Origin of the sequence: Mycolicibacterium septicum DSM 44393 (assembly GCF_000455325.1) — a bacterium.
Taxonomy (GTDB): Bacteria; Actinomycetota; Actinomycetes; order Mycobacteriales; family Mycobacteriaceae; genus Mycobacterium; species Mycobacterium septicum.
The window spans coordinates 3,209,103-3,228,587 of record NZ_HG322951.1 but is presented as its reverse complement, the minus strand read 5'-3'; the positions used below and the strand labels follow the sequence as shown (position 1 = coordinate 3,228,587).

The 19,485-nt window shown below is 66.6% G+C and carries 19 protein-coding genes; 8 read left to right on the top strand and 11 right to left on the bottom strand.

Annotated elements, in window-relative coordinates:
* Positions 1–1,113, top strand: a complete 1,113-nt coding sequence (locus TX88_RS15300; protein ID WP_044517922.1) for a Zn-dependent alcohol dehydrogenase — start codon at positions 1–3, stop codon at positions 1,111–1,113.
* A complete protein-coding gene (locus tag TX88_RS15295; protein WP_044517920.1) occupies positions 1,110–2,501 on the top strand; it encodes a lipocalin-like domain-containing protein in 1,392 nt (463 codons plus the stop codon). The genes TX88_RS15300 and TX88_RS15295 overlap by 4 nt, the downstream gene beginning before the upstream one ends.
* A 6-nt stretch (positions 2,502–2,507) precedes the next feature.
* Here TX88_RS15295 and TX88_RS15290 read toward each other — a convergent pair whose 3' ends face one another.
* Entirely contained in the window at positions 2,508–3,668 is a 1,161-nt protein-coding gene (locus TX88_RS15290; protein WP_044517918.1) for a cytochrome P450, read from the bottom strand.
* A gap of 93 nt (positions 3,669–3,761) precedes the next feature.
* Between TX88_RS15290 and TX88_RS15285 the strand changes: the two genes are divergently transcribed.
* On the top strand, positions 3,762–4,574 hold the full coding sequence (locus tag TX88_RS15285; protein WP_044517916.1) for an SDR family NAD(P)-dependent oxidoreductase: 813 nt from the start codon (positions 3,762–3,764) through the stop codon (positions 4,572–4,574).
* Between the two features lie 22 nt (positions 4,575–4,596).
* Here TX88_RS15285 and TX88_RS15280 read toward each other — a convergent pair whose 3' ends face one another.
* From TX88_RS15280 to TX88_RS15265, 4 genes are read right to left on the bottom strand one after another with little or no spacing between them, the layout of a single operon-like run.
* Positions 4,597–5,400 (bottom strand): SDR family NAD(P)-dependent oxidoreductase, encoded by an 804-nt coding sequence (locus tag TX88_RS15280; RefSeq protein WP_044517914.1) that lies wholly within the window; start codon positions 5,398–5,400, stop codon positions 4,597–4,599.
* 7 nt (positions 5,401–5,407) lie between these two features.
* A complete protein-coding gene (locus tag TX88_RS15275; RefSeq protein ID WP_209446986.1) occupies positions 5,408–6,121 on the bottom strand; it encodes a TetR/AcrR family transcriptional regulator in 714 nt (237 codons plus the stop codon).
* Positions 6,121–7,266, bottom strand: coding sequence for a sulfotransferase family protein (locus TX88_RS15270; protein WP_044517912.1), 1,146 nt, complete (start codon positions 7,264–7,266; stop codon positions 6,121–6,123). The genes TX88_RS15275 and TX88_RS15270 overlap by 1 nt, the downstream gene beginning before the upstream one ends.
* Positions 7,263–8,468: a DUF1214 domain-containing protein gene (locus TX88_RS15265; protein WP_044519430.1), complete on the bottom strand. Its 1,206-nt coding sequence runs from the start codon at positions 8,466–8,468 to the stop codon at positions 7,263–7,265. The genes TX88_RS15270 and TX88_RS15265 overlap by 4 nt, the downstream gene beginning before the upstream one ends.
* A gap of 642 nt (positions 8,469–9,110) precedes the next feature.
* Here TX88_RS15265 and TX88_RS15260 point away from each other — a divergent pair.
* Both TX88_RS15260 and msrB read left to right on the top strand, forming a co-directional pair.
* A complete protein-coding gene (locus TX88_RS15260) occupies positions 9,111–9,719 on the top strand; it encodes a hypothetical protein (RefSeq protein ID WP_049924941.1) in 609 nt (202 codons plus the stop codon).
* A gap of 71 nt (positions 9,720–9,790) precedes the next feature.
* A complete protein-coding gene (gene msrB, locus TX88_RS15255; RefSeq protein ID WP_044517911.1) occupies positions 9,791–10,207 on the top strand; it encodes a peptide-methionine (R)-S-oxide reductase MsrB in 417 nt (138 codons plus the stop codon).
* A gap of 13 nt (positions 10,208–10,220) precedes the next feature.
* On the opposite strand, the gene TX88_RS15250 is transcribed toward msrB, so the two are convergent.
* From TX88_RS15250 to hemE, 4 genes are read right to left on the bottom strand one after another with little or no spacing between them, the layout of a single operon-like run.
* A complete protein-coding gene (locus TX88_RS15250) occupies positions 10,221–10,964 on the bottom strand; it encodes a class I SAM-dependent methyltransferase (RefSeq protein ID WP_044517909.1) in 744 nt (247 codons plus the stop codon).
* Between the two features lie 36 nt (positions 10,965–11,000).
* Positions 11,001–11,696 (bottom strand): hydrogen peroxide-dependent heme synthase, encoded by a 696-nt coding sequence (gene hemQ / locus TX88_RS15245; RefSeq protein ID WP_044517907.1) that lies wholly within the window; start codon positions 11,694–11,696, stop codon positions 11,001–11,003.
* Positions 11,697–11,700: 4 nt separating this feature from the next.
* Positions 11,701–13,056 carry a protoporphyrinogen oxidase gene (locus TX88_RS15240; protein WP_044517906.1) on the bottom strand — a complete coding sequence of 452 codons (1,356 nt, stop codon included), beginning with the start codon at positions 13,054–13,056 and terminating at the stop codon, positions 11,701–11,703.
* The gene (hemE, locus tag TX88_RS15235; RefSeq protein WP_044517904.1) at positions 13,053–14,114 is read right to left on the bottom strand and encodes a uroporphyrinogen decarboxylase; all 1,062 of its coding nucleotides are present in this window, start codon (positions 14,112–14,114) and stop codon (positions 13,053–13,055) included. Before hemE ends, TX88_RS15240 begins: the two co-directional genes overlap by 4 nt.
* 111 nt (positions 14,115–14,225) lie before the next feature.
* Here hemE and TX88_RS15230 point away from each other — a divergent pair, with 111 nt between their 5' ends.
* Entirely contained in the window at positions 14,226–14,807 is a 582-nt protein-coding gene (locus tag TX88_RS15230) for a DUF3000 domain-containing protein (protein ID WP_044517903.1), read from the top strand.
* Position 14,808: 1 nt separating this feature from the next.
* Positions 14,809–16,056, top strand: coding sequence for an HRDC domain-containing protein (locus TX88_RS15225; RefSeq protein ID WP_044517900.1), 1,248 nt, complete (start codon positions 14,809–14,811; stop codon positions 16,054–16,056).
* An 11-nt stretch (positions 16,057–16,067) separates the two neighbouring features.
* Here TX88_RS15225 and TX88_RS15220 read toward each other — a convergent pair whose 3' ends face one another.
* Positions 16,068–16,967 carry an alpha/beta fold hydrolase gene (locus TX88_RS15220; protein ID WP_044517899.1) on the bottom strand — a complete coding sequence of 300 codons (900 nt, stop codon included), beginning with the start codon at positions 16,965–16,967 and terminating at the stop codon, positions 16,068–16,070.
* Between the two features lie 86 nt (positions 16,968–17,053).
* Between TX88_RS15220 and TX88_RS15215 the strand changes: the two genes are divergently transcribed.
* Positions 17,054–17,557, top strand: a complete 504-nt coding sequence (locus TX88_RS15215; RefSeq protein ID WP_044517898.1) for a phosphate-starvation-inducible PsiE family protein — start codon at positions 17,054–17,056, stop codon at positions 17,555–17,557.
* Here the strand turns inward: TX88_RS15215 and dxs are convergent.
* On the bottom strand, positions 17,554–19,467 hold the full coding sequence (dxs, locus tag TX88_RS15210) for a 1-deoxy-D-xylulose-5-phosphate synthase (protein WP_044517896.1): 1,914 nt from the start codon (positions 19,465–19,467) through the stop codon (positions 17,554–17,556). The genes TX88_RS15215 and dxs overlap by 4 nt on opposite strands.
* Positions 19,468–19,485: the final 18 nt, after the last annotated feature.

Sequence of the window (19,485 nt, the reverse complement as noted above, 5' to 3'; positions counted from 1 at the left end):
ATGAGCGAACGCGGCGCGATTCTCCGCACCATCGGCAAGCCGCTCGAAGTCGACGAGATCACGCTCGCGCCCCTTGCCCCCGACCAGGTTCGAGTGCGCATCGTCGCCAGCGGCGTGTGCCATTCCGACCTGTCTCAGGCCACCGGAGCACTGCCGGCCGGCACACCGTGCGTCCTGGGACACGAAGGCGCCGGCGTCGTCGAGTCGGTGGGTTCCGACGTGCACCATGTGAAGCCCGGCGATCACGTGGTGATCGCCTGGGTGGCCGCCTGTGGTCATTGTTGGTTCTGCCTGCGCGGAGAAGTCCATCTGTGCCGCAACGCGATCCGCGACACCTATTCGATGCCGTATGCCACCGACGCCGGAGGCAACGCCCTGTTCACGTCGATGGGGGTATCCAGCTTCGCGACCGCCACCAACTGCCTGGCGCGCGCCGTGGTCCCGATCGACGCCGACATTCCGTTGGACATCGCGTCACTGATCGGCTGCGGTGTCGCCACCGGCGCGGGGGCTGCACTCAACACCGCGCCGGTCGAGCACGGCAGCGCCGTCGCGGTCATCGGGCTCGGCGGCGTCGGCCTGGCGTCGCTGATGGCCGCGAAAGTCCGTGGCGCCGCGGAGATCATCGCGATCGATCCGGTGGCATCACGCCGCGAGACCGCGATAGCTCTGGGCGCCACCCACGCCGTGAACCCGGCCGATGGTGATGTCGTCAAGCAGGTCCGGTCGCTCACCGGACGGCGCGGCGCGGACTACGTATTCGAAGCGGTCGGGCGCCGAGCCACCATCGAGACGGCGATCGAGGCGACCCGGCGCGGCGGCACCACGTGCATCGTCGGTGCCGCACCGGTGGAGGAACGCGTCTCCCTTTCGGCCTATGACCTCTACATGCACGCCAAGACCCTTGTCGGGTGCCAGTACGGATCAGTGGTACCCGGGCGGGACTTCCCGATGCTGTTGAACCTGTGGCGAACTGGGCGACTTCCGCTGGAACGCTTGATCACCGGCCGGGTCACGCTCGACGAGGTGAACGGCGCGTTCGACGATCTGCGCAGTGGTACCGGCATCAGATCCGTCATAGTCAATGAGCAGGAGGAGAGCGGGCCACCATGAGCACGACCGATGCATCGACACAGTCCGATTGGCGGCGGTACCCGTTTCACCTGGTGCCCGGCGATCCCCAGCTCGATTTCCCCGGCGCCGAGGGCACCCATCCCGAGTACCAGTCCGACACCTGGTACCTCGCGGGCTATCTGACGGGACAGGAATCCGGTCGGCGGTTCGCCTTCATCACCATCTACAACAGGAACCGCCCCGGCGGTGAGGTGGTCGCCGACTTCCACACCTTTGCGCTGTTCGACCTCGATCACGGCAGCTACGGCACCTTCACCGACTACGACATGCCGCCGCGAAACATGGAGCCCGGCACTGTGCACAAACTCGACAGCGCCGAGGGATACCTGGATCTGCGCTACGCGAGCAGTGCCGGCACATCCACCTGGGCGGCGTGTCGTGACAGCAGCGGAGCACTGATCCCGTACACCTATGACTTCGCTGCATTCGGCCGTGACATCGACGACGCCGCAATGGAATTGCGGCTGCACCTGACCCCCACCCGGTCTCCGGTGCCGGTCGGGGCGTCGGTCTACAACGGCAAGATCGTCGCGAGCCTGCAGGACGACACCTACTCGTACTTCCAGACCGGTGTGCGAATGACCGGAACATTGCGCTGGGGCGCGTTCACCGAGAAGGTCACGGGCCCGTCCGGCCATATCGACCGGCAGTGGTTCCCGAGCTACGCCGGCGGCGGCGCCACTGCCGGCGACATCCGCGGCCAGGGCCACCAATGGCACACCATCAGCCTGGACAACGGTGCCGACCTCAGTGTGTGGCGACAGTTCGACCGGCGCCTCGGCAACGCGCTGGTGCCGTTCACCGGAATCACGGCGGCCTACGACGACGGCACCGCACCGGAGTGCGTCGAGGACCTCGAGGTGACCACGACCAGTTTTGTGCGCTGGCCCAACAGGATTCGCAGCCTGGTGCGACCGCCGTCGCCGCACCGATACATGCCCGGGCGGCACAGCATCAGGTCGGCGAAGCTCGATCTGGAGTTGACGGGTGAGCCGCTGGTGCAGGCTCCCGCGCATGCGTTGCCGGTCGAGTACCTCGAAGGTCCGTACCGCTACCAAGGGACGATGGCAGGCACGCCCGTCACCGGATTCGCGCTCTTCGAGTCCTCCGACGCGATGTATCGCGACTGGGAACTGGTCGATGTTCTGGCGACCCAGATCTCTTCTGCCGGTGCCGACTCCGCCGAGCTGACGTCGGCCATCGTCGAGGTGCGTTCACGTGTCGCGCAGCGCGACAAGCCAGCCACATTGAACTGCCTGGACAGCCGGTTGCGCCCCCTGCTCACCGCACTGCCGGATGACGCGTCCGGCGACCTGATCGAGGTCCTCGACGCGCTCGCCGAGGCCGTGGAGAACGACGTGCGATAGTCGATGTCAATCGGCCTGCAGCAGTATCGGAAGTTTGGTCGTTTCCCGCAGAAGTGTCGACGCGCCCATCTGCACGCCATCGAGTACCTGATAGTCCGGCCAGCGCCGCAACACCTCGGTGAACACGATTTTGGCTTCCAGCCGGGCCAACTGAGCGCCGAGGCAGAAGTGCTCGCCTATCCCGAAGGCCAGATGCGGGTTGGGTGACCGGGTCACGTCGAATTCTGCCGCGTCCGAACCGAACACATCTTCGTCCCGGTTCGCGGCGGCATAGAGCATCACCAGATACTCGTCGGTGCCGACATCGACGCCACCCAATGTCACCGGGCATGTCGTGGTACGCGCCATCGCCACAATCGGTGTGACCCAACGCAACATCTCCTCGACCGCGGTCGGGATCCGGGAGTCGTCCTCGGCGAGTGTGGCCCGCTGCCCGGGATGATCGGCCAGGGCGACCAGTCCCCCGCTGATGAGGTGTCGGGTCGTCTCGTTGCCCGCGACCAGCAGGCTCATGCAGAACCCGAGTTGCTCGGCCCTGTCAAGTTCGGCATCCACGGTGATCGCCGTGAGCAGGTCCTCCGGCGGATCCACCTCTGCCGCACGCTCGTCGAGCTTGGTGTTGAAGTAGACGAAGAAGTCGACCGCCGCCATCGCCCGCGGATCGGTCGGGTCCGTCGCGGCAATCGCGATCGCATCCGACCACGTGCGGAATGTGGGGAGGTCCTCGGCCGGGACCCCCAGCAGGTGAGCGATCACCAGGATCGGTACCGGTGCGCTGATCGCGTCCACGGCATCGATCGGCACCGTCGGATCGATTGCATCGAGCACCTCGGACGTGATGCGCTCGACGATCGGTGCAAGTTCGGCAACTCTGCGGACGGTGAAGCCCTTGTTGACGATGCGCCGCATCGCGACGTGCCGTGGCGGATCGACGTAGAGAATGGACTCCGTACCGGTCACGGTGCGCTTCAGATCGCCGATCAGGACACCCTTGGACGAACTGTAGGTCGCCGGATTCTTGCTGATCGCGACGATCTGTTCATGGCCGGCGACCGTCCAGAAGCCGGCCTCGGGATGCCGCGCGACGGGGCAACCCCGGCGCAGCTCCGCGAGTTCGCGGTCGGGTCCGTATTGCCAGAACTCCGGGTCATGGACATTCGGAACCAACGTGCAGCCCCTTCCTGGAACGCCACTGCCAGCCTCAACGGTATACCTTACGGTAAGCATTGTGTACTGCTTTGACGAGACCCAGGAGACGGCATGACTCTCGATGCTTCGAGCATTCTTCTGACGGACCGCGTCGCGGTCGTCACCGGAGGCGGCGCAGGTATCGGTCGCGGCATCGCGGCGGGACTGAAAGCCTTCGGAGCCAAGGTGGCGATCTGGGAACGGGCCCCCGAATCGTGTGCGGCGGCCGCCGACGAGATCGGTGCGCTCGGCATCCCCACCGATGTCCGGGACAGCTCCGCCGTCGATGCCGCGCTGGCGCAGACCGTCGCCGAACTGGGCCCGGTCACCATCCTCGTCAACAACGCCGGGGGTGTATTCCGGTCGGGCATCCTCGACACCACCGAAAACGGCTGGGACACGCTCTACAGATCCAACCTGCGCCATGTCTACCTGTGCACTCAACGTGTGGCGCGGGAACTCGTCGAGCTGAACCTACCGGGCAGCATCATCAACGTCACCTCCATCGAAGGCGTCCGCGCCGCACCGGGTTACGCCACCTATGCCGCCGCCAAGGCCGGGGTCATCAACTACACCAAGACCGCGGCACTGGAACTCGCACTGCATGGCATCCGCGTCAACGCCCTGGCCCCCGACCTCACCATGACCGAGGGCATCAGAGCTCTCTCCCCGCCGGGCGCCGAAGAGCGGGCCGGGTTGATGGTCCCGATGGGCCGCCCCGGCCATGTCGACGAGATGGCCGCCGCCGCAGTGTTTCTCGCGTCCGATATGTCCAGCTACATCACAGGTCAGACCATCCACGTGGATGGCGGCACCCAAGCCTCCAGCGGCTGGTCCCACCATCCCGACACCGGCGAGTACGTCCTCGGCGCCACCAAGATCTGAGGCCGGCCTCCGCCTCCCGGCCTCAGATGAAGTCCGAACCGCCATCCACGTTGACGGTGGCACCGGTGACGTAGCCGTTGCGTCGTGACGCCAGGTAGGTCGTGATCGACGCGATCTCCTCCGGCAGTCCGGCGCGGCCGAGGTCGCACGGCTGATGAAAGTTGTCGTCGATCCACGTCATCACATCGACGGGATTGGTTGCGTCCAAGCCATCGGCGGCCAGGATGTCTTTGAGGTTCTCGGTGAAGCTTGCGGTGACGATCGTTCCCGGGCATACGCAGTTCACCAGAATCCCGTCCTTGGCAAGGCTTTTCGAGAGGTTCTTGGTGACGCTGCTCAGCGCGGCCTTCGAGGCGGTGTAGGCGACGATCCGGGGGTTCTGGCGCTGGATGGAATGCGCGGAGAGCGTGACGATGCGGGCCCAATCGGCGGCGCGCAGCATCGGCAGGGCGGCCCGGATCGAGCGCACCCCGGACATGGTGCCCAGCGCGAACGCGGCATCCCACTCGGCGTCGTCCATCTCCTCGAAATAGCCGTCGCCCGGACCGATGGTGTGCACCAGGCTGTTCAGCGCGCCCCACCTTTCCCGCACGGCCTCGAAGCCGGCCGCGATCGAATCAGAGTCGGTCATGTCGACGCTGATGCCGACGGCATCCGGCGCACCGGCCGCCAGACAGGATTCCGCGGCGGCGTCGAGAGCTTCACGACCACGTGCCATCACCGCGACGCGGGCCCCTTCGCCCGCCAGAGTCTCGGCGATCGCCAATCCCATGCCTTTGCTGCCGCCGGTGACAACGGCAGCCGAACCCGCCAGACCCAGATCCATGTTCTCCCTATCTCGATCGGGTGTGCACACCACTCTTGGACGCGTTGCGCTTCATCGGTTTTCGCTCAGTCCGCGGTTCGTTCACGACCGCTTGGATCATCTCGGGCGCAACTCCGAGCCCGCGAAGGCAGAAGCGCAGTACATGCGCCCGGATTTCCTGCAGGTCACAACCCGGCGTTGCCCATTGCCGCTCGATGTTCGACCACACGACGCCCTGGATCGAGAGGACCTCGACCTCGGGGTCGATGTCGTCGAACAGCCCCGCCTGCCTGCCGTGTTCGAGCTGGTCGACGAGTGGGCGGAGCATCTCGCGGTAGGCCGGGCCGACCAACTCGGGCGCGGCGAACATCTGGGACTGGGCCTCCAGCGACATCTGGCGTAGGTCCGACCGGATGCCGGCGTTGAACGCGAGGTCCAGTCGGCCATCGATCCAGGCGGCCACGGCACGAACGGCGTCAGGAGCCGCCGCCATGTGCCGCTCGAGGCGTTGCACCTCGACACGAGCCATCTCAAGGAACAGCGCCGACACGAGTTGGTCTTTCGAATCGAAGTGCCGGTAGAACGCCCGGGTGCCCAGATTCGACCGATTCAGCACCTCCGCGATACTGAGGGCACTGACGCCGTCCTCGCGGACGATCTCGGCGGCAGCGGTCAGAATTGTGCTGCGAATCCGTGGATCTGGCTCGAGCTTCTTCCTGCCGCCCGTCGTAGCGGGTTCCATCAGGCCGTCGCGTCGTAGGTCGCGAGGTATTCGCCGAATGCTTCCCGGACTTGTTCTTCCGTGAGTCCGTAGTCGGCCAGCTCGTAGTTGTGTGTTCCTCGCTGGCCGGGCTTGTGCCCGTCGGCCCATTCCTGCACCTTGGCGCGCGCGGCGTCGGTGAAGGTGAGACCCAGTTTGTCGTAACTGTCGGCCACCGTCCTCACCGAGTCGGTCTGCAGGTCGGCGAACGACACATCGACAAAGCGGTCATCGCCGAACTTCCTGCGGAAGTCCATGGCCCGGCCCATACCCTCGGCCCACCATGCCAGCTGCTCCGCACCGAGCTCCGCTGGGTCGGTGTAGTCGCTGCTCCAGCTGCGGATGTAGGCGATCAGACTGCATACCGACCCTAGAACCTTCGCCGGATCACGATGGCTCCAAAGGAATTTCGCGTCAGGATACGCCTCTACGAAGGCATCGAGGGCGAACATGTGCACCGGTGTCCGCAGGTGCCACAAGCTCGGCTTACAGCGCCATTGCAACAGCTTGAGCACCTGCTTGTGGTATTCGTACGTTTCGCGCATATCCGCCTGGAGCAGCCACTCCACATAACCCGGCACTCGCACGACACCGTCGAAGTGGTAGGTACGAAAACTCATGCCCATCAGATCCTGGCATTCGGTCGCCGCTTCGGGCTCACTGCTCATCATCGCCTTGAAGTCGGGGAACATCTGATTGATCATCGCGATGCCCTCGGCAGCCTGGGCGATCCTCGGATCGGTGTGCTGCGTCGCCGCTTCCGGCGGCGGCGTCGGTGCCTGAGATTCCCAGGTCCGCAATGACCGGAACTGCGGGTCGTTCGCCACCAATTGCCCCAAAGCCGTTGTGCCGGTGCGCGGCAGTCCGAGAATGACGACAGGCCCCTCGATCACCTCGTCGCCGATCTCCGGATGCCGCTTGTACGTGTCGATGATCTTGAGCCGTTGGATCAGGGCGTTGCTGATGGTCGCGTGTTGCATCACCCGGCCCAGGTCGTTGAGCTGAGCCTCGTTGTTCAGCGCATCCACGGTGCGCTCGAGGCCCTCTCGGTAATAGGACGTACCGAAGTCATCCAGACCGGTGGCGGCGCACGCACCCTCCTCCAGTTCGTCGGCGCACAATGTCATCTGGCGAACCTCTCGTGTACCGCGCGGCGACGCGCCTCGATGACCCGGGCACGTACTTCAGGGGTCGTCATGCTGGTGCCGTCCGGTAACGCCGAGGCCACCTGGTCGAGGTTGACGACACGTGCCTCGGGCACCGGCGCGCTTTCGGTTCGCACACAACGCAAGAGCATTGCGCCATTGCTGTGTCCGGCGGTGTCCAGCCAGTTGGTCACGCCTGGATCCCGTGCGGACAGGACGAATCGGACCTTGCCGTCGGCGTCCTCGACGGCCTGGTGACCATTGAGGCTGGACTGGTGCCGTCCGTAGTTGATCGTCTCCAACCATGGGTTGCCGAGCGAGACGCTCCAGTACACACCTTTGGGCGGTTCGAACTCGAGAATCAGCGCCTGATCGGGCTCCAACTCGAATCGTCCGATGACGGGCCGATTTTCGGCGGCCGCCCCCATCGAACTCATGTCCATCGGCGGGACGAACCCATTGGCCTCGGCCATCGCACCGAAGTCCAGGAAGAATTTCAGGTTGTCATAGACGAACTCGCCCAGCGCGAACAGCTGACGTGCGACCGAGACATCCAGGTCGACGGACCGATCAGCCAGTTCGACTTCATCGCCGATGCGCTCGATCTGCAACGTCGCCGGAGTCTCGGAGTCCCAGTCGTAGAGGAAGTTCCGCACCGTCAGCGTCGGATGGTCCCCGGCGAGTTGCAGCCAGTTCCCCTTGTGTTCGTCGGCCGACAGGATCGCCTCGAAGTTCCCGTCGGCGTCCACCTCGAGTTCGTCGACGAGTCGGTTGGCGGTCGCTGCCATCCCGTCCATGGTCTGCAGCCCGACGTAGCGGGCAGTGCCCCGATTGCCGAACAGCCGATAGGTCTCGCCGGCGCGGAGGTTGGCATTCATGTACACGCAGTCCGGGCACTCCAGCCCCCAGGTGACCACGTCATCCATCCTGGCGCGGGTGACCGCCAGGATGGGATCGGGGTCCACGCGCAGCGCCATGTCGATCCCGACTGCCAACAGAATCATCAGGTGACGCATGCCCGCGGCGTAATCCAGCCGGTTCTTGTTGACCGGCGTGGAGACCACGAGTTGTTCTGCCGCGGACAGCCGCTCCTGGAGGTGAGCCCACGCCGCGGCCATCTCGACATCGTCACCGCCGATCCCCGAGAGGGCGGCCTCGGCGATCGAATGCGGCAGCCACGCCATCGGGTTCTTCCACGCCGTCGGCGCCGCCTCGTCAGCCACGGTACCTCCGCCTCCACCACGCGACGCGCAGTTTTGAAAACATCGTTTTCGATTGATATCTGGAGCATTACACCGAGCCCCATCGATGTCAACAGGCGACCGCGACAGGAGGTCCCGCCGTACGCACGGCTGCAACTCCCGGGATCGACCGATGACAACGGATATCCAGACACGTCAGGTCCACGGTCCGACGCGCTACGCACCGGGGAGCCCATCATCGTGACGCGATCCGCCACCGGCAACAGGTGACGTGAATGCACTGTTATGTAACGCTCAATTCCCCACTGTCGACAATGACCGCGAACAACTTCGCAGGATGAACCCCGTCATTCGCCGCGATGCCCGATGACCCAGGCAAGCGATTCGCTCACGTGTGTCACGGATTACTCTGTATATCAATTGATTTCATGACGATCATCATCCGAGCACCGCAGCTGGTGGTTCATGCCCGCGCAACGACATCGGCATCGGACCAGCACCGCGAGCGCACGCCCTCGTTTACATATGATGCCTCTGATGTCACACTTCGACGTATCCGAAGAAAGCCGGCCGGTACCCGGGGAATCGAAGGAGACGACACGACATGAACTGGGGTTGATTCGAATGAACGACGGAAACTCCGGCCACTTCCGCGACGGGAGGCGTGCCAAACATCGGCGCTCGGGCCTGGCACGCACAAACGATTCGCTGAGTCGATACGCGATGACGCTCGTCATCGACGACGTCGGTGAGGCGGTGTGCGCGGCAGGAGGATGGATGATCGACCGCGTCCGGGCGGGGTGGCGCATCGAGGCGGTACTTCCTCCCGACTGCGACGCGAAACCACTGGCGATACTCGGCGTCAGTGCCACGCATGCCGACACCGGATCGGACCCGTCGTGGTTCTCTTCCAGGCCCGCCGCACTGGCAGTCGGGATCGGCGTGCTGTCGCCCGCCAACCCGATCCGCACGCAGGTACACGCGCTGATGCGAGATCCGGGTATCGAAGTCACCATCTGGGGCGACGGCGAATTCACATCCGGCAGGGCCTTCGAGGCAGTGCAGTATCGACTGAGCCGGGCTGCGCAGGCGTTCAAGGCGCACGCGATGCGTGCGGCATCACTGTCCACGATGCCGGGCCCAACCGAGTTTCTCCGCAGTTGCACGTCCTGGTATCCACTCGACCGTGGCGTCGACCTCGATCGCGTAACCCCAGGTGGCGGCTCACCGTGAACGCGACGCCCCGGCTCGGGCGGATCCGTCACACCTGGCGCGGACCGGCCCGGAGCACGTAATTTGGGTTCATGACGACCGACGGTCCCAAGCTGCAACTGACCGATGACGAGTGGCGCGAGAAGCTGACCCCCGAGGAGTTCGCGGTGCTGCGCCGGGCGGGCACCGAGCGGCCCTTCACCGGTGAGTACACCGACACCAAGACCGAAGGCGTGTATGAGTGCCGCGCCTGCGGGGCCGAGTTGTTCCGCAGCACCGAGAAATTCGAATCCCACTGCGGTTGGCCGTCGTTCTTCGATCCGGCCGATTCCGCCGCGGTGATCCTGCGGTCGGACACCTCGCTGGGCATGCGCCGCGTCGAGGTGCTGTGCGCCAACTGCCACAGCCACCTGGGCCACGTGTTCGAGGGCGAGGGCTACCCCACCCCGACCGATCAGCGGTACTGCATCAACTCGGTCTCGCTGAAGCTGGTACCCAAGTCGGAGTGACGGGCGGCCGTCCTCAGTCGACGCGGGTGGCGTGCACCTCCCAGAACGGCATGTGCACCCGGCCGTCGACCAGCCACGGTTCGATCACCCGCAGCCGTTCCAGCAGCGGGGTCATCTCGTCGGCCATGTCAGGGTTGCGGGCAGCCATCGTCTCGAAGACCTCGACGCTGACATTGCCCTGGTAGGTGGTGGTTCCGAGATAGGTGATCTCCCAGCCGGCGTCCGGAAGGACTTCACGGAAATCCTCGGCAGACATCGAACGCGGCATCCTGAAGCCGTTGACGTTGTGCTCACCGAATTCGTACATGTACAGCCGCGCACCGGGTTTCGTGGCCCGGTGCAGCGCCCGCACGTACGACTTCTGCAGTTCGGGCTCAGCGGTGAAAACGTGGCAGAAGGCGGTGTCGACGACGGTGTCGAACCTCCCCTCCAGTCCCTCCAGCTTCGTGGCGTCCGCCACCTGGAAATCCACCGTGACGCCGGCCTGCCGCGCGTTCTGCCGGGCCCGCTCGATCGCGGCCGGAGACGCGTCAACACCCGTGGCCGACAACCCTTTTGACGCATAGTGGATGGCGTGGTGACCGGGACCGGTGCCGGGATCGAGCACCTCGCCCTTGACGGCGCCCAGCGCGACGAGCTGCTGCACGACCGGCTGCGGCCCGCCGATGTCCCATGGTGTCGCGGCCGGCAGCCCGTGCGCCGTCCGCTCGTCGCGGTACATCTCTTCGAAGCGATCGGATTCTTGCGGAGCAGTCATGTCCGCGAGGGTAGACCCGCTAACTAAAAGCCCAGGTCAGGGCAGCTTGGCGACCAGGTCCTCGACGCTGACCCGCGGCCCGGTGAAGAACGGCGTCTCCTCGCGAGTGTGGCGACGGGCGTCGGTGGCGCGCAGATCGCGCATCAGGTCGACGATGCGGTGCAGCTCGGGCGCCTCGAAGGCCAGGATCCACTCGTAGTCGCCGAGGGCGAACGCGGGCACCGTGTTGGCCCGCACATCCTTGTAGCCGCGGGCGGCCATGCCGTGCTCGGAGAGCATGCGGCGACGCTCCTCCTCTGGCAGCAGGTACCACTCGTAGGAACGCACGAACGGGTACACGCAGATGTAGTTGCCCGGGTCCTCACCGGCGATGAAGGCCGGGACGTGGCTCTTGTTGAACTCGGCCGGGCGGTGCAGCGCCACGCTGCTCCACACCGGGTCGCTGACCCGGCCCAGCGCGGTGGTGCGCCGGAAGTCCGAGTAGGTCGCCTGCAGCGCCTCGATGTTGTCGGCGTGGGTCCAGACCATGAAGTCGGCGTCTGCGCGCAGGCCGGCCACGTCGTACAGGCCGCGCACGACCACCCCACGCTCTTCCTGGGTCTTGAAGAAGGCCGTCGCCTCGTCGATCACCGGGGTACGTTCGTCGCCCAGTTCCCCGGGGCTCACCGCGAACACCGAGAACATCAGGTAGCGGATGGTGGAGTTCAGTTCGTCGTAGTCGAGCTTGGCCATAGGCCTATCGTGCCACGCCGCTGTACACCAGTTCCGCGGCCGCCCGGGTGGCGGTGCCCACACACGCCGGCACCCCGATCCCGTCCAGATAACCGCCGGCCACCGCGAGCGTCGGAGGCAGTCCCGCACGCAGTTCGGCGACCAGATCACCGTGGCCGGGGCCGTACTGCGGCATCGCGTCGATCCAGCGGTGCACATGGCTGTCCACCGGGTCCACGGTGACTCCGAACAGCGTGTTCAGATCGCGCGCCGACCAGGCCAGCAGATCGTCGTCGCCGGTGTTGGCGGCCATGTCGTCGCCGTAGCGCCCGAACGACAACCGCACCATCTCGACGTTTCCGCGCCTGCCCCACTTGCGCGACGACATCGTGACCGCCTTGGCGTTGAGGTGTTCACCCGCGGCCACCAGCACACCCGATTGCTGCGGCAGCGGTGTCCCGCCCGGCAGCGCCAGGGCCACGACCGCCGCCGAGGCCACCCGGATGCGTCTGGCCGCGGCCGCCGTCCGCGGGGCGATGTGTTCGATCAGCGCCGGCAGGTGGGGTGCCGGAACCGCCAGCAGCACCGCGTCGGCCTGCCAAGTGGCACCCTCGTCATCGAGCACCGACCAGCCCTGTCCGCGACGGTCCACCCGCACCGCGCCGACCTGGACCCACCGCACATCGGCGCGGCGACGCAGCTCCTCCAGCAGCACGGTGTACCCGCCGTCGACCGCGCCGAACACCGGCGCGTCCGACGGTGGCGGCAGCGCCTCACGCACCGCCTCGGTGAGGCTGTGTGCCCCGCGGTCCAGGGCGGCTGCCAGCGAGGGCACCGCCGAGCGCAATCCGATCGTCGCCGAGGACCCCGCATAGACGCCGGTGAGCAACGGGTCGACGGACCGCGTCACCACCTGCGAGCCGAACCGGTCACCGACCAGTTCGGCGACCGACGGATCGGCGCCCCGGCTCCACCGCAGCGGCCGGGCGCGCTCGTCGTGGATGCGCGCCACGGTCTCGTCGTCGACGAGCCCGAGCAGCGACGACGCCTGCGCCGGAATGCCCTGCAAGGTGCCCTGCGGCAGCTGGTGCAGCCGCGCCCCGCTGTAGATCAGCGGCCGGGTACCGGTGGGGCTGACCCGGCGGCCGGCCAGGCCGAGCTCGGCGAGAAGGTCCAGCATCTCGGGTCTGCGCACGATGAATGCCTCGGCGCCGACATCGAACGGCTGCCCGCCGACCCGTTCGGTACGCAGTACACCGCCGAGCCGGTCAGCAGGATCGAGCAGGGTGATCTGGGCCCGCGGTCCGGCCGCGAGCCGCAGGCGATACGCCGCGACGAGTCCTGAAATACCGCCGCCGACAACGCAATAGGACGCACTCACAGCGAGTGCACCAGTGTCACCGCCTCGGTGATGATGCCGGGATCGGTCGCCGGCAGCACACCGTGGCCCAAGTTGAACACGTGACCGGCCGCCCCGGCCGCCACCGCGGCACGCCCGTCATCGACCACGCGCCGCACGGCGACCTCGGCCACCGGCCAGCCCGCCAGCAGCACCACCGGATCGAGGTTGCCCTGCAGGGCGCTGCCCGGCTTGACCCGGGTCGCGGCGTCGACCAGCGAGGTGCGCCAATCCACCCCGACCATGGTGGCCGGCGCCGAGCCCAAGGCTTCGGACATCGCCCCGAGCAGCTCTGCGGTGCCGACGCCGAAATGGGTCATCGGCACCCCCGCGGCGGCCATGGTGGCGAACACCCGCGTGGTGTGCGGAAGCACGTAGGTGCGGTAGTCGGCCAGTGACAACGTCCCGGCCCAGGAGTCGAACACCTGCAGGGCATCGACCCCGGCGTCGACCTGGGCCTGCAGGAAGGTGATGGTCAGATCGGTCAGCGCCGTCATCAGCGCATGCCAGGTCGCAGGCTCACCCAGCATCATCGCCTTGGTGCGTTCGTGGTGCCGGCTGGGCCCGCCCTCCACGAGGTAGGAGGCGAGGGTGAACGGCGCGCCCGCGAAGCCGATCAGCGGCACCTCGCCCAGCTCGCCCACCAGCATCGAGACGGCCTCGGTCACCGGCGAAACCTGTGCCTGATCAAGCGGTTTCATGCCTTCGACATCGGCCACCGACCGGATCGGGTGTTCGATCACCGGCCCCACGTCCGGGACGATGTCCAGACCGATCCCGGCGGCCTTCAGCGGCACCACGATGTCGGAGAACAGGATCGCGGCGTCGACGCCGTGCCTGCGCACCGGCTGCAGGGTGATCTCGCAGACCAGTTCGGGGTCGAAGCAGGCCTCCAGCATGCGGTGCTGGGCACGCAGCGCGCGGTACTCCGGCAACGAGCGGCCGGCCTGCCGCATGAACCACACCGGCACACGGTGCGGAGTGCGGCCGCTCGCGGCGGCAAGATAGGGGGAATCGGGCAGCTCCCGGCGGGTATTCATCGGCTCCTATGGTGCCACGTGCCCGTGGGCACGCACCGTTGCCGGTTCGTGACGCCGCGACTTCGGCGCGCCTGCGTCCCGTCCTGCCCGTATCCGCTAGCGTCAAACGCCGTGACCTCTGCCGAACCGGCCCAGTTCCGGACGGCGGTGGCGGCGATGAACGCCACCACCGTACGGCCGGAAATCGAACTGGGTCCGATACGCCCGCCCCAGCGGCTGGCGCCTTACAGCTACGCGCTGGGCGCCGAGGTCCGACATCCCGATACGGCGGTCATCCCGGAACGCTCCGAGGGTGACGCGTTCGGACGGCTGATCCTGCTGCACGACCCCGAGGGAGCCGAGGCCTGGGACGGCACCATGCGGCTCGTCGCCTATATCCAGGCCGACCTGGATTCCACCGAGGCCGTCGACCCGCTGCTGCCCGAGGTGGCCTGGAGCTGGCTGGTGGACGCCCTGGAATCAAGGGCCGAACACGTCACCGCACTGGGCGGCACTGTCACCGCCACCACCTCGGTGCGCTACGGTGACATCTCTGGCCCGCCGCGGGCACACCAGCTCGAACTGCGGGCCTCCTGGACCGCCACCAACCTGGAGTTGGGGCCGCATGTGGAGGCATTCTGTGAGGTGCTTGAGCACGCTGCAGGGTTGCCCCCGGCAGGTGTGACCGACTTGAGTTCCCGTACGCGCGCGTGAGATGACTGACGAAGACCCAGAACCAGCCGAGCCCGAAGAGGCCGACTCGACCCCACTGCTGTCACCCGCCGAAGGGGTTCCAGAAGTCTGCGTCACCGCCGGTGAAATATCTTCTGCGGCAACATCTCTCGCCAAGGGCAGCGGGCCCTTCGCGATCGATGCGGAACGGGCGTCGGGCTTCCGCTATTCCAACCGCGCATATCTGGTGCAGATCCGGCGCGCCGGCTCGGGTACGGCACTGATCGACCCGGTCAACCACGGCGGCTCCCCCATCGATGCGATGGCGCCGGTGGCCGATGCGCTGTCCCAGGACGAATGGGTCCTGCATGCCGCTGACCAGGACCTGCCGTGCCTGTCCGAGATCGGCCTGCGCCCGGGCAGCCTCTATGACACCGAGCTGGCCGGTCGGCTGGCCGGTTTCGAACGGGTCAACCTGGCCGCGATGGTGCAACGGCTGCTCGGCCTGCAGTTGATGAAGGGGCACGGTGCCGCCGACTGGTCCAAGCGCCCACTGCCGCAGGAATGGCTCAACTACGCCGCACTGGACGTCGAGGTGCTGCTGGAACTGCGCAACGCGATCGCCGCGGTCCTCGAAGAGCAGGGCAAAACCGACTGGGCGGCACAGGAATTCGAGTACCTGCGCACCTACGTGGCCCAGCCCACCCGGCGTGACCGCTGGCGGCGCACCTCCGGCATCCACAAGGTGCGCAACCCACAGGCGCTGTCGGCCGTCCGCGAGCTGTGGACCACCCGCGACAGCATCGCCCGCGGCCGCGACATCGCGCCCGGACGGATCCTGCCCGACGCGGCGATCATCAACGCGGCCACGGCCGATCCCAAGACGGTCGACGAGCTCACCGCGCTGCCGGTCTTCGGCGGCTCCAAGCAGCGGAAGAGCGCCAAGGTCTGGCTGGACGCACTGAACCGGGCCAGGGAGAGCACCGACCCGCCAGAGGCCAACGACACCCAGAGCGGCCCGCCGCCGGCGGCCCGGTGGGCCAGGCGCAAGCCGGAAGCGGCGGCACGGCTCGAAGCCGCCCGCGCCGGCCTGGCCGAACTGTCCGAGCGCGTATCGGTGCCTGCCGAGAACCTCATCACCCCCGAAGTCGTGCGCCGGTTGTGCTGGGACTGGCGTCCGGTCGCCGACGTGGCCACCGCCGTGTCGGAATTCCTCGTCGAGGCCAACGTCCGCCCCTGGCAGCGGGAGCTGACGGTGCCGGTGCTGACCGCCGCACTCAGCGCCGACTGACCCCCTTCGGCTCACCCGCCGAGGCGGTCGATGTGAGCCAGGAAATGTGACAGCACGCCCTGCGGATCCTCGATTTGCGGCCAGTGCGCGATGTCGTCCGCGAGCATGACCACGTCGGGATCGGGAATCACCTCGAGATAGCGCTGCGCCATGTGCCGACCTGAATTCGGGTCCGACGGCCCGTCGATCAGCCGCATCGACACCTCGGTCTCCCGCATGGCCCGCACCCACCGGTTCCGGTAGGTGTAGCGGTCGTTGACGAACCTGCCCACCTTGTGGATGACCCGCTTGCCGTCGTTGTACTCAAGGATCTGGTGGAACTTCTCCATCAGCTGGGCCGACGGTTTGGTGTTCACCCCGAACATCTCGTTGATCGTGGGCTCCACTATCCGGCGCGAGAACCGGCTGCCCTGCAGCGGACTCATGATGTCGCCCAACGGAGTTCGCGACATCGCCTTCTGCAGCAGCCGCGGAGTGTAGGCCTCGTTGAACAACCCGCCGTTGAGCCAGGTGATCGATTCGATGTCCAGTGCACCGTAGGAGCGTCCACCGAACTCGTGGCGGGCCAGGAGTTCCTGGCCGACCGACACTCCCAGGTCATGGGCCAGAATGTGGGCGCTGTCGACCCCGAGGTGATCCAGCAGCGCCTCGTGCATGTCGGCATGGTCCGGTACCGAGTAGCCGTAGGCGACGGGCTTGTCGGAGAAGCCCATCCCGATCATGTCCGGCGCGATGACGGTGAACCGCTCGGTCAGCGTGGGCCAGATCAGCGACCAGTCCCACGAGTTGAACGGATAGCCGTGGATGAGAAGAAGATTCGGTCCGATTCCCTCTACCCGGTAGAAGATGTCGAAGCCCAGGTAGTCGAACAACTGCCCGGCGTCCTTCCAGCTCTGCAATTCGGCGTCCATGTCTGCAACCTAGTTGACCGTGCGTCCCGGCGTCCGCGACCCGATTCCGCCCATGGCCTCGCCGCGACTGGAATATCGTCAGTGCGGTGGCACAGCGGGAAGAGACGGACGACGAGCAGGAGCGGGAGCGCTTCGCCGACCGTGCGCTGAGGATCGTCGAGGACGGCGTCTACTGGTCGATCGCGGCTCTCCTGCTGACCGGGTCGGTCGTGCTGATCATCGCTCAGGTCAGAATTCTGCTGCATCTGCGCGACTCCCCGACCACTCAGGTCATGCTGGAGATGCTCGACGGCCTGCTGCTGGTCTTCATCTTCGTGGAGCTGCTGTACGCCGTGCGGACCTCACTGCGATCCCGCGAGCTCGTCGCCGAGCCGTTCTTGATAGTCGGCATCCTGGCCTGCATCAAGGAAATCGTCGTGGTGTCCGTCGACGCGGCCAACCTGTTCGAAAGAGGACCGGAGTTCGCCCGCGCCATCGTGCAGGTCGGCGTGCTGGGCGCGCTGGTACTCGTCCTGGCGATCGCCATCTTCGTGCTGCGATTACACCGGGCCGGCGCCGACCACATTCGCGACAGACCCGACGATTCCTAGTCGACCCGGTGACTGACTTCCCGCTCGCCCTCCGGCGCGCCGATCGCGGCGATCCACCCGGTGATCTGACGGGCGATGTGCTGGTCGGTCAGACCGATCTCGGCAAGCACCTCTCCGCGCGAAGCATGGTCCTGGAAGACCTGCGGGACACCGAGATCCCGGCACGGCACATCGATCTCGGAGTGGCGCAGCGCTGCGGACACCGACGAGCCGATGCCACCGTGCACACCGTTGTCCTCGACCGTGACCACCAGTTTGTGATCGCGGGCCAACTCACCGAGGGCCTCCGGAACGGGCAGCACCCAGCGCGGATCCACCACCGTGACACCGATGCCCTGGTTGCGCAGCCGCTCGGCGACGGCCAGGGCCATCGTCGCGAACGAGCCCACCGCGACCAGCAACACGTCGTCGGTCAGACCGGTTGCCGGGACGGCGAGCACGTCGACGCCTCCGCGCCGCTCGACCGCCGGAATATCCTCGCCCACATCACCTTTGGGGAACCGGAGGGCGGTCGGGCCGTCGTTGACAGCCAACGCCTCGCCCAGTTCCTCGCGTAGCCGCGCACCGTCGCGGGGCGCCGCGACCCGGATGCCCGGGATGATGCCGAGGATCGAAAGATCCCAGACCCCGTTGTGGCTGGCCCCGTCCGGTCCGGTGACACCGGCCCGGTCCAGCACCATGGTGACGGGCAGCTTGTGCAGCGCCACATCCATCATCAGCTGGTCGAACGCGCGGTTGAGGAACGTGGAGTAGATCGCCACCACCGGATGCAGGCCGCCCATGGCGAGCCCCGCCGCCGAGGTCATGGCGTGCTGCTCGGCGATACCGACGTCAAAGAACCTGTCGGGGAACCGATCCCGGAATGCACTCAGGCCGGTCGGCCCGGGCATGGCCGCGGTGATCGCCACGATGTCGCGGCGCTTGGTGCCGATCTTGACCAGCTCGTCGGAGAACACCGACGTCCACCCCGGCGCCGAAGCCTTCGTCGGCAGCCCGGTCTCGGGGTCGATCACGCCGCAGGCGTGCATCTGATCCGCTTCGTCGTTCTCGGCATGCGCGTAGCCCATGCCCTTGCGGGTCACGACGTGCACGATCACCGGGGCATTGAAGCCGCGGGCGTTGCGCAGCGCGTTCTCCACCGCGTGCTCATCGTGACCGTCGATGGGCCCGACGTACTTGATGCCCAGGTCGGTGAACATCACCTGCGGGGCGACCGCATCCTTGATGCCTGCCTTGATGCTGTGCATGCACTGGTAGCAGAACTCCCCGACCACAGGCAGTCCGCGCACGGCCTTGCGGCCCTCTTCCAGGATGCGCTCGTAGGCCGGCTGCAGGCGCAGGCCCGCGAGGTGATCGGCGAAGCCGCCGATGGTGGGCGCGTAGCTGCGGCCGTTGTCGTTGACGACGATGACCACCGGGCGGCCACCCGTGGCGATGTTGTTCAGCGCCTCCCAGCACATGCCACCGGTCAGGGCGCCGTCACCGACGACCGCCACCACATGCCGATTGCGGTGCCCGGTCAGCTCGAAGGCCTTGGCCAGGCCGTCGGCGTAGGACAGGGCGGTGCTGGCGTGGCTGGACTCCACCCAGTCGTGCTCGCTCTCGCCGCGCGACGGGTATCCGGACAGGCCGTCCTTCATCCGCAGCGTGTCGAAATCCTGTGCGCGCCCGGTCAGCATCTTGTGCACGTAGGCCTGATGGCCGGTGTCGAAGATGATCGGATCGTGTGGCGAATCGAACACGCGATGCAGCGCCAAGGTGAGTTCGACGACACCCAGATTGGGGCCTAGATGTCCACCGGTTGCAGCGACCTTGTGGATCAGGAACTGACGGATTTCCTGTGCCAAATCAGTCAGCTGGGACTGTGACAGGTGCTGCAGATCAGCGGGACCGCGGACCTGTTCAAGCATCCAGCCAGTGTACGCACG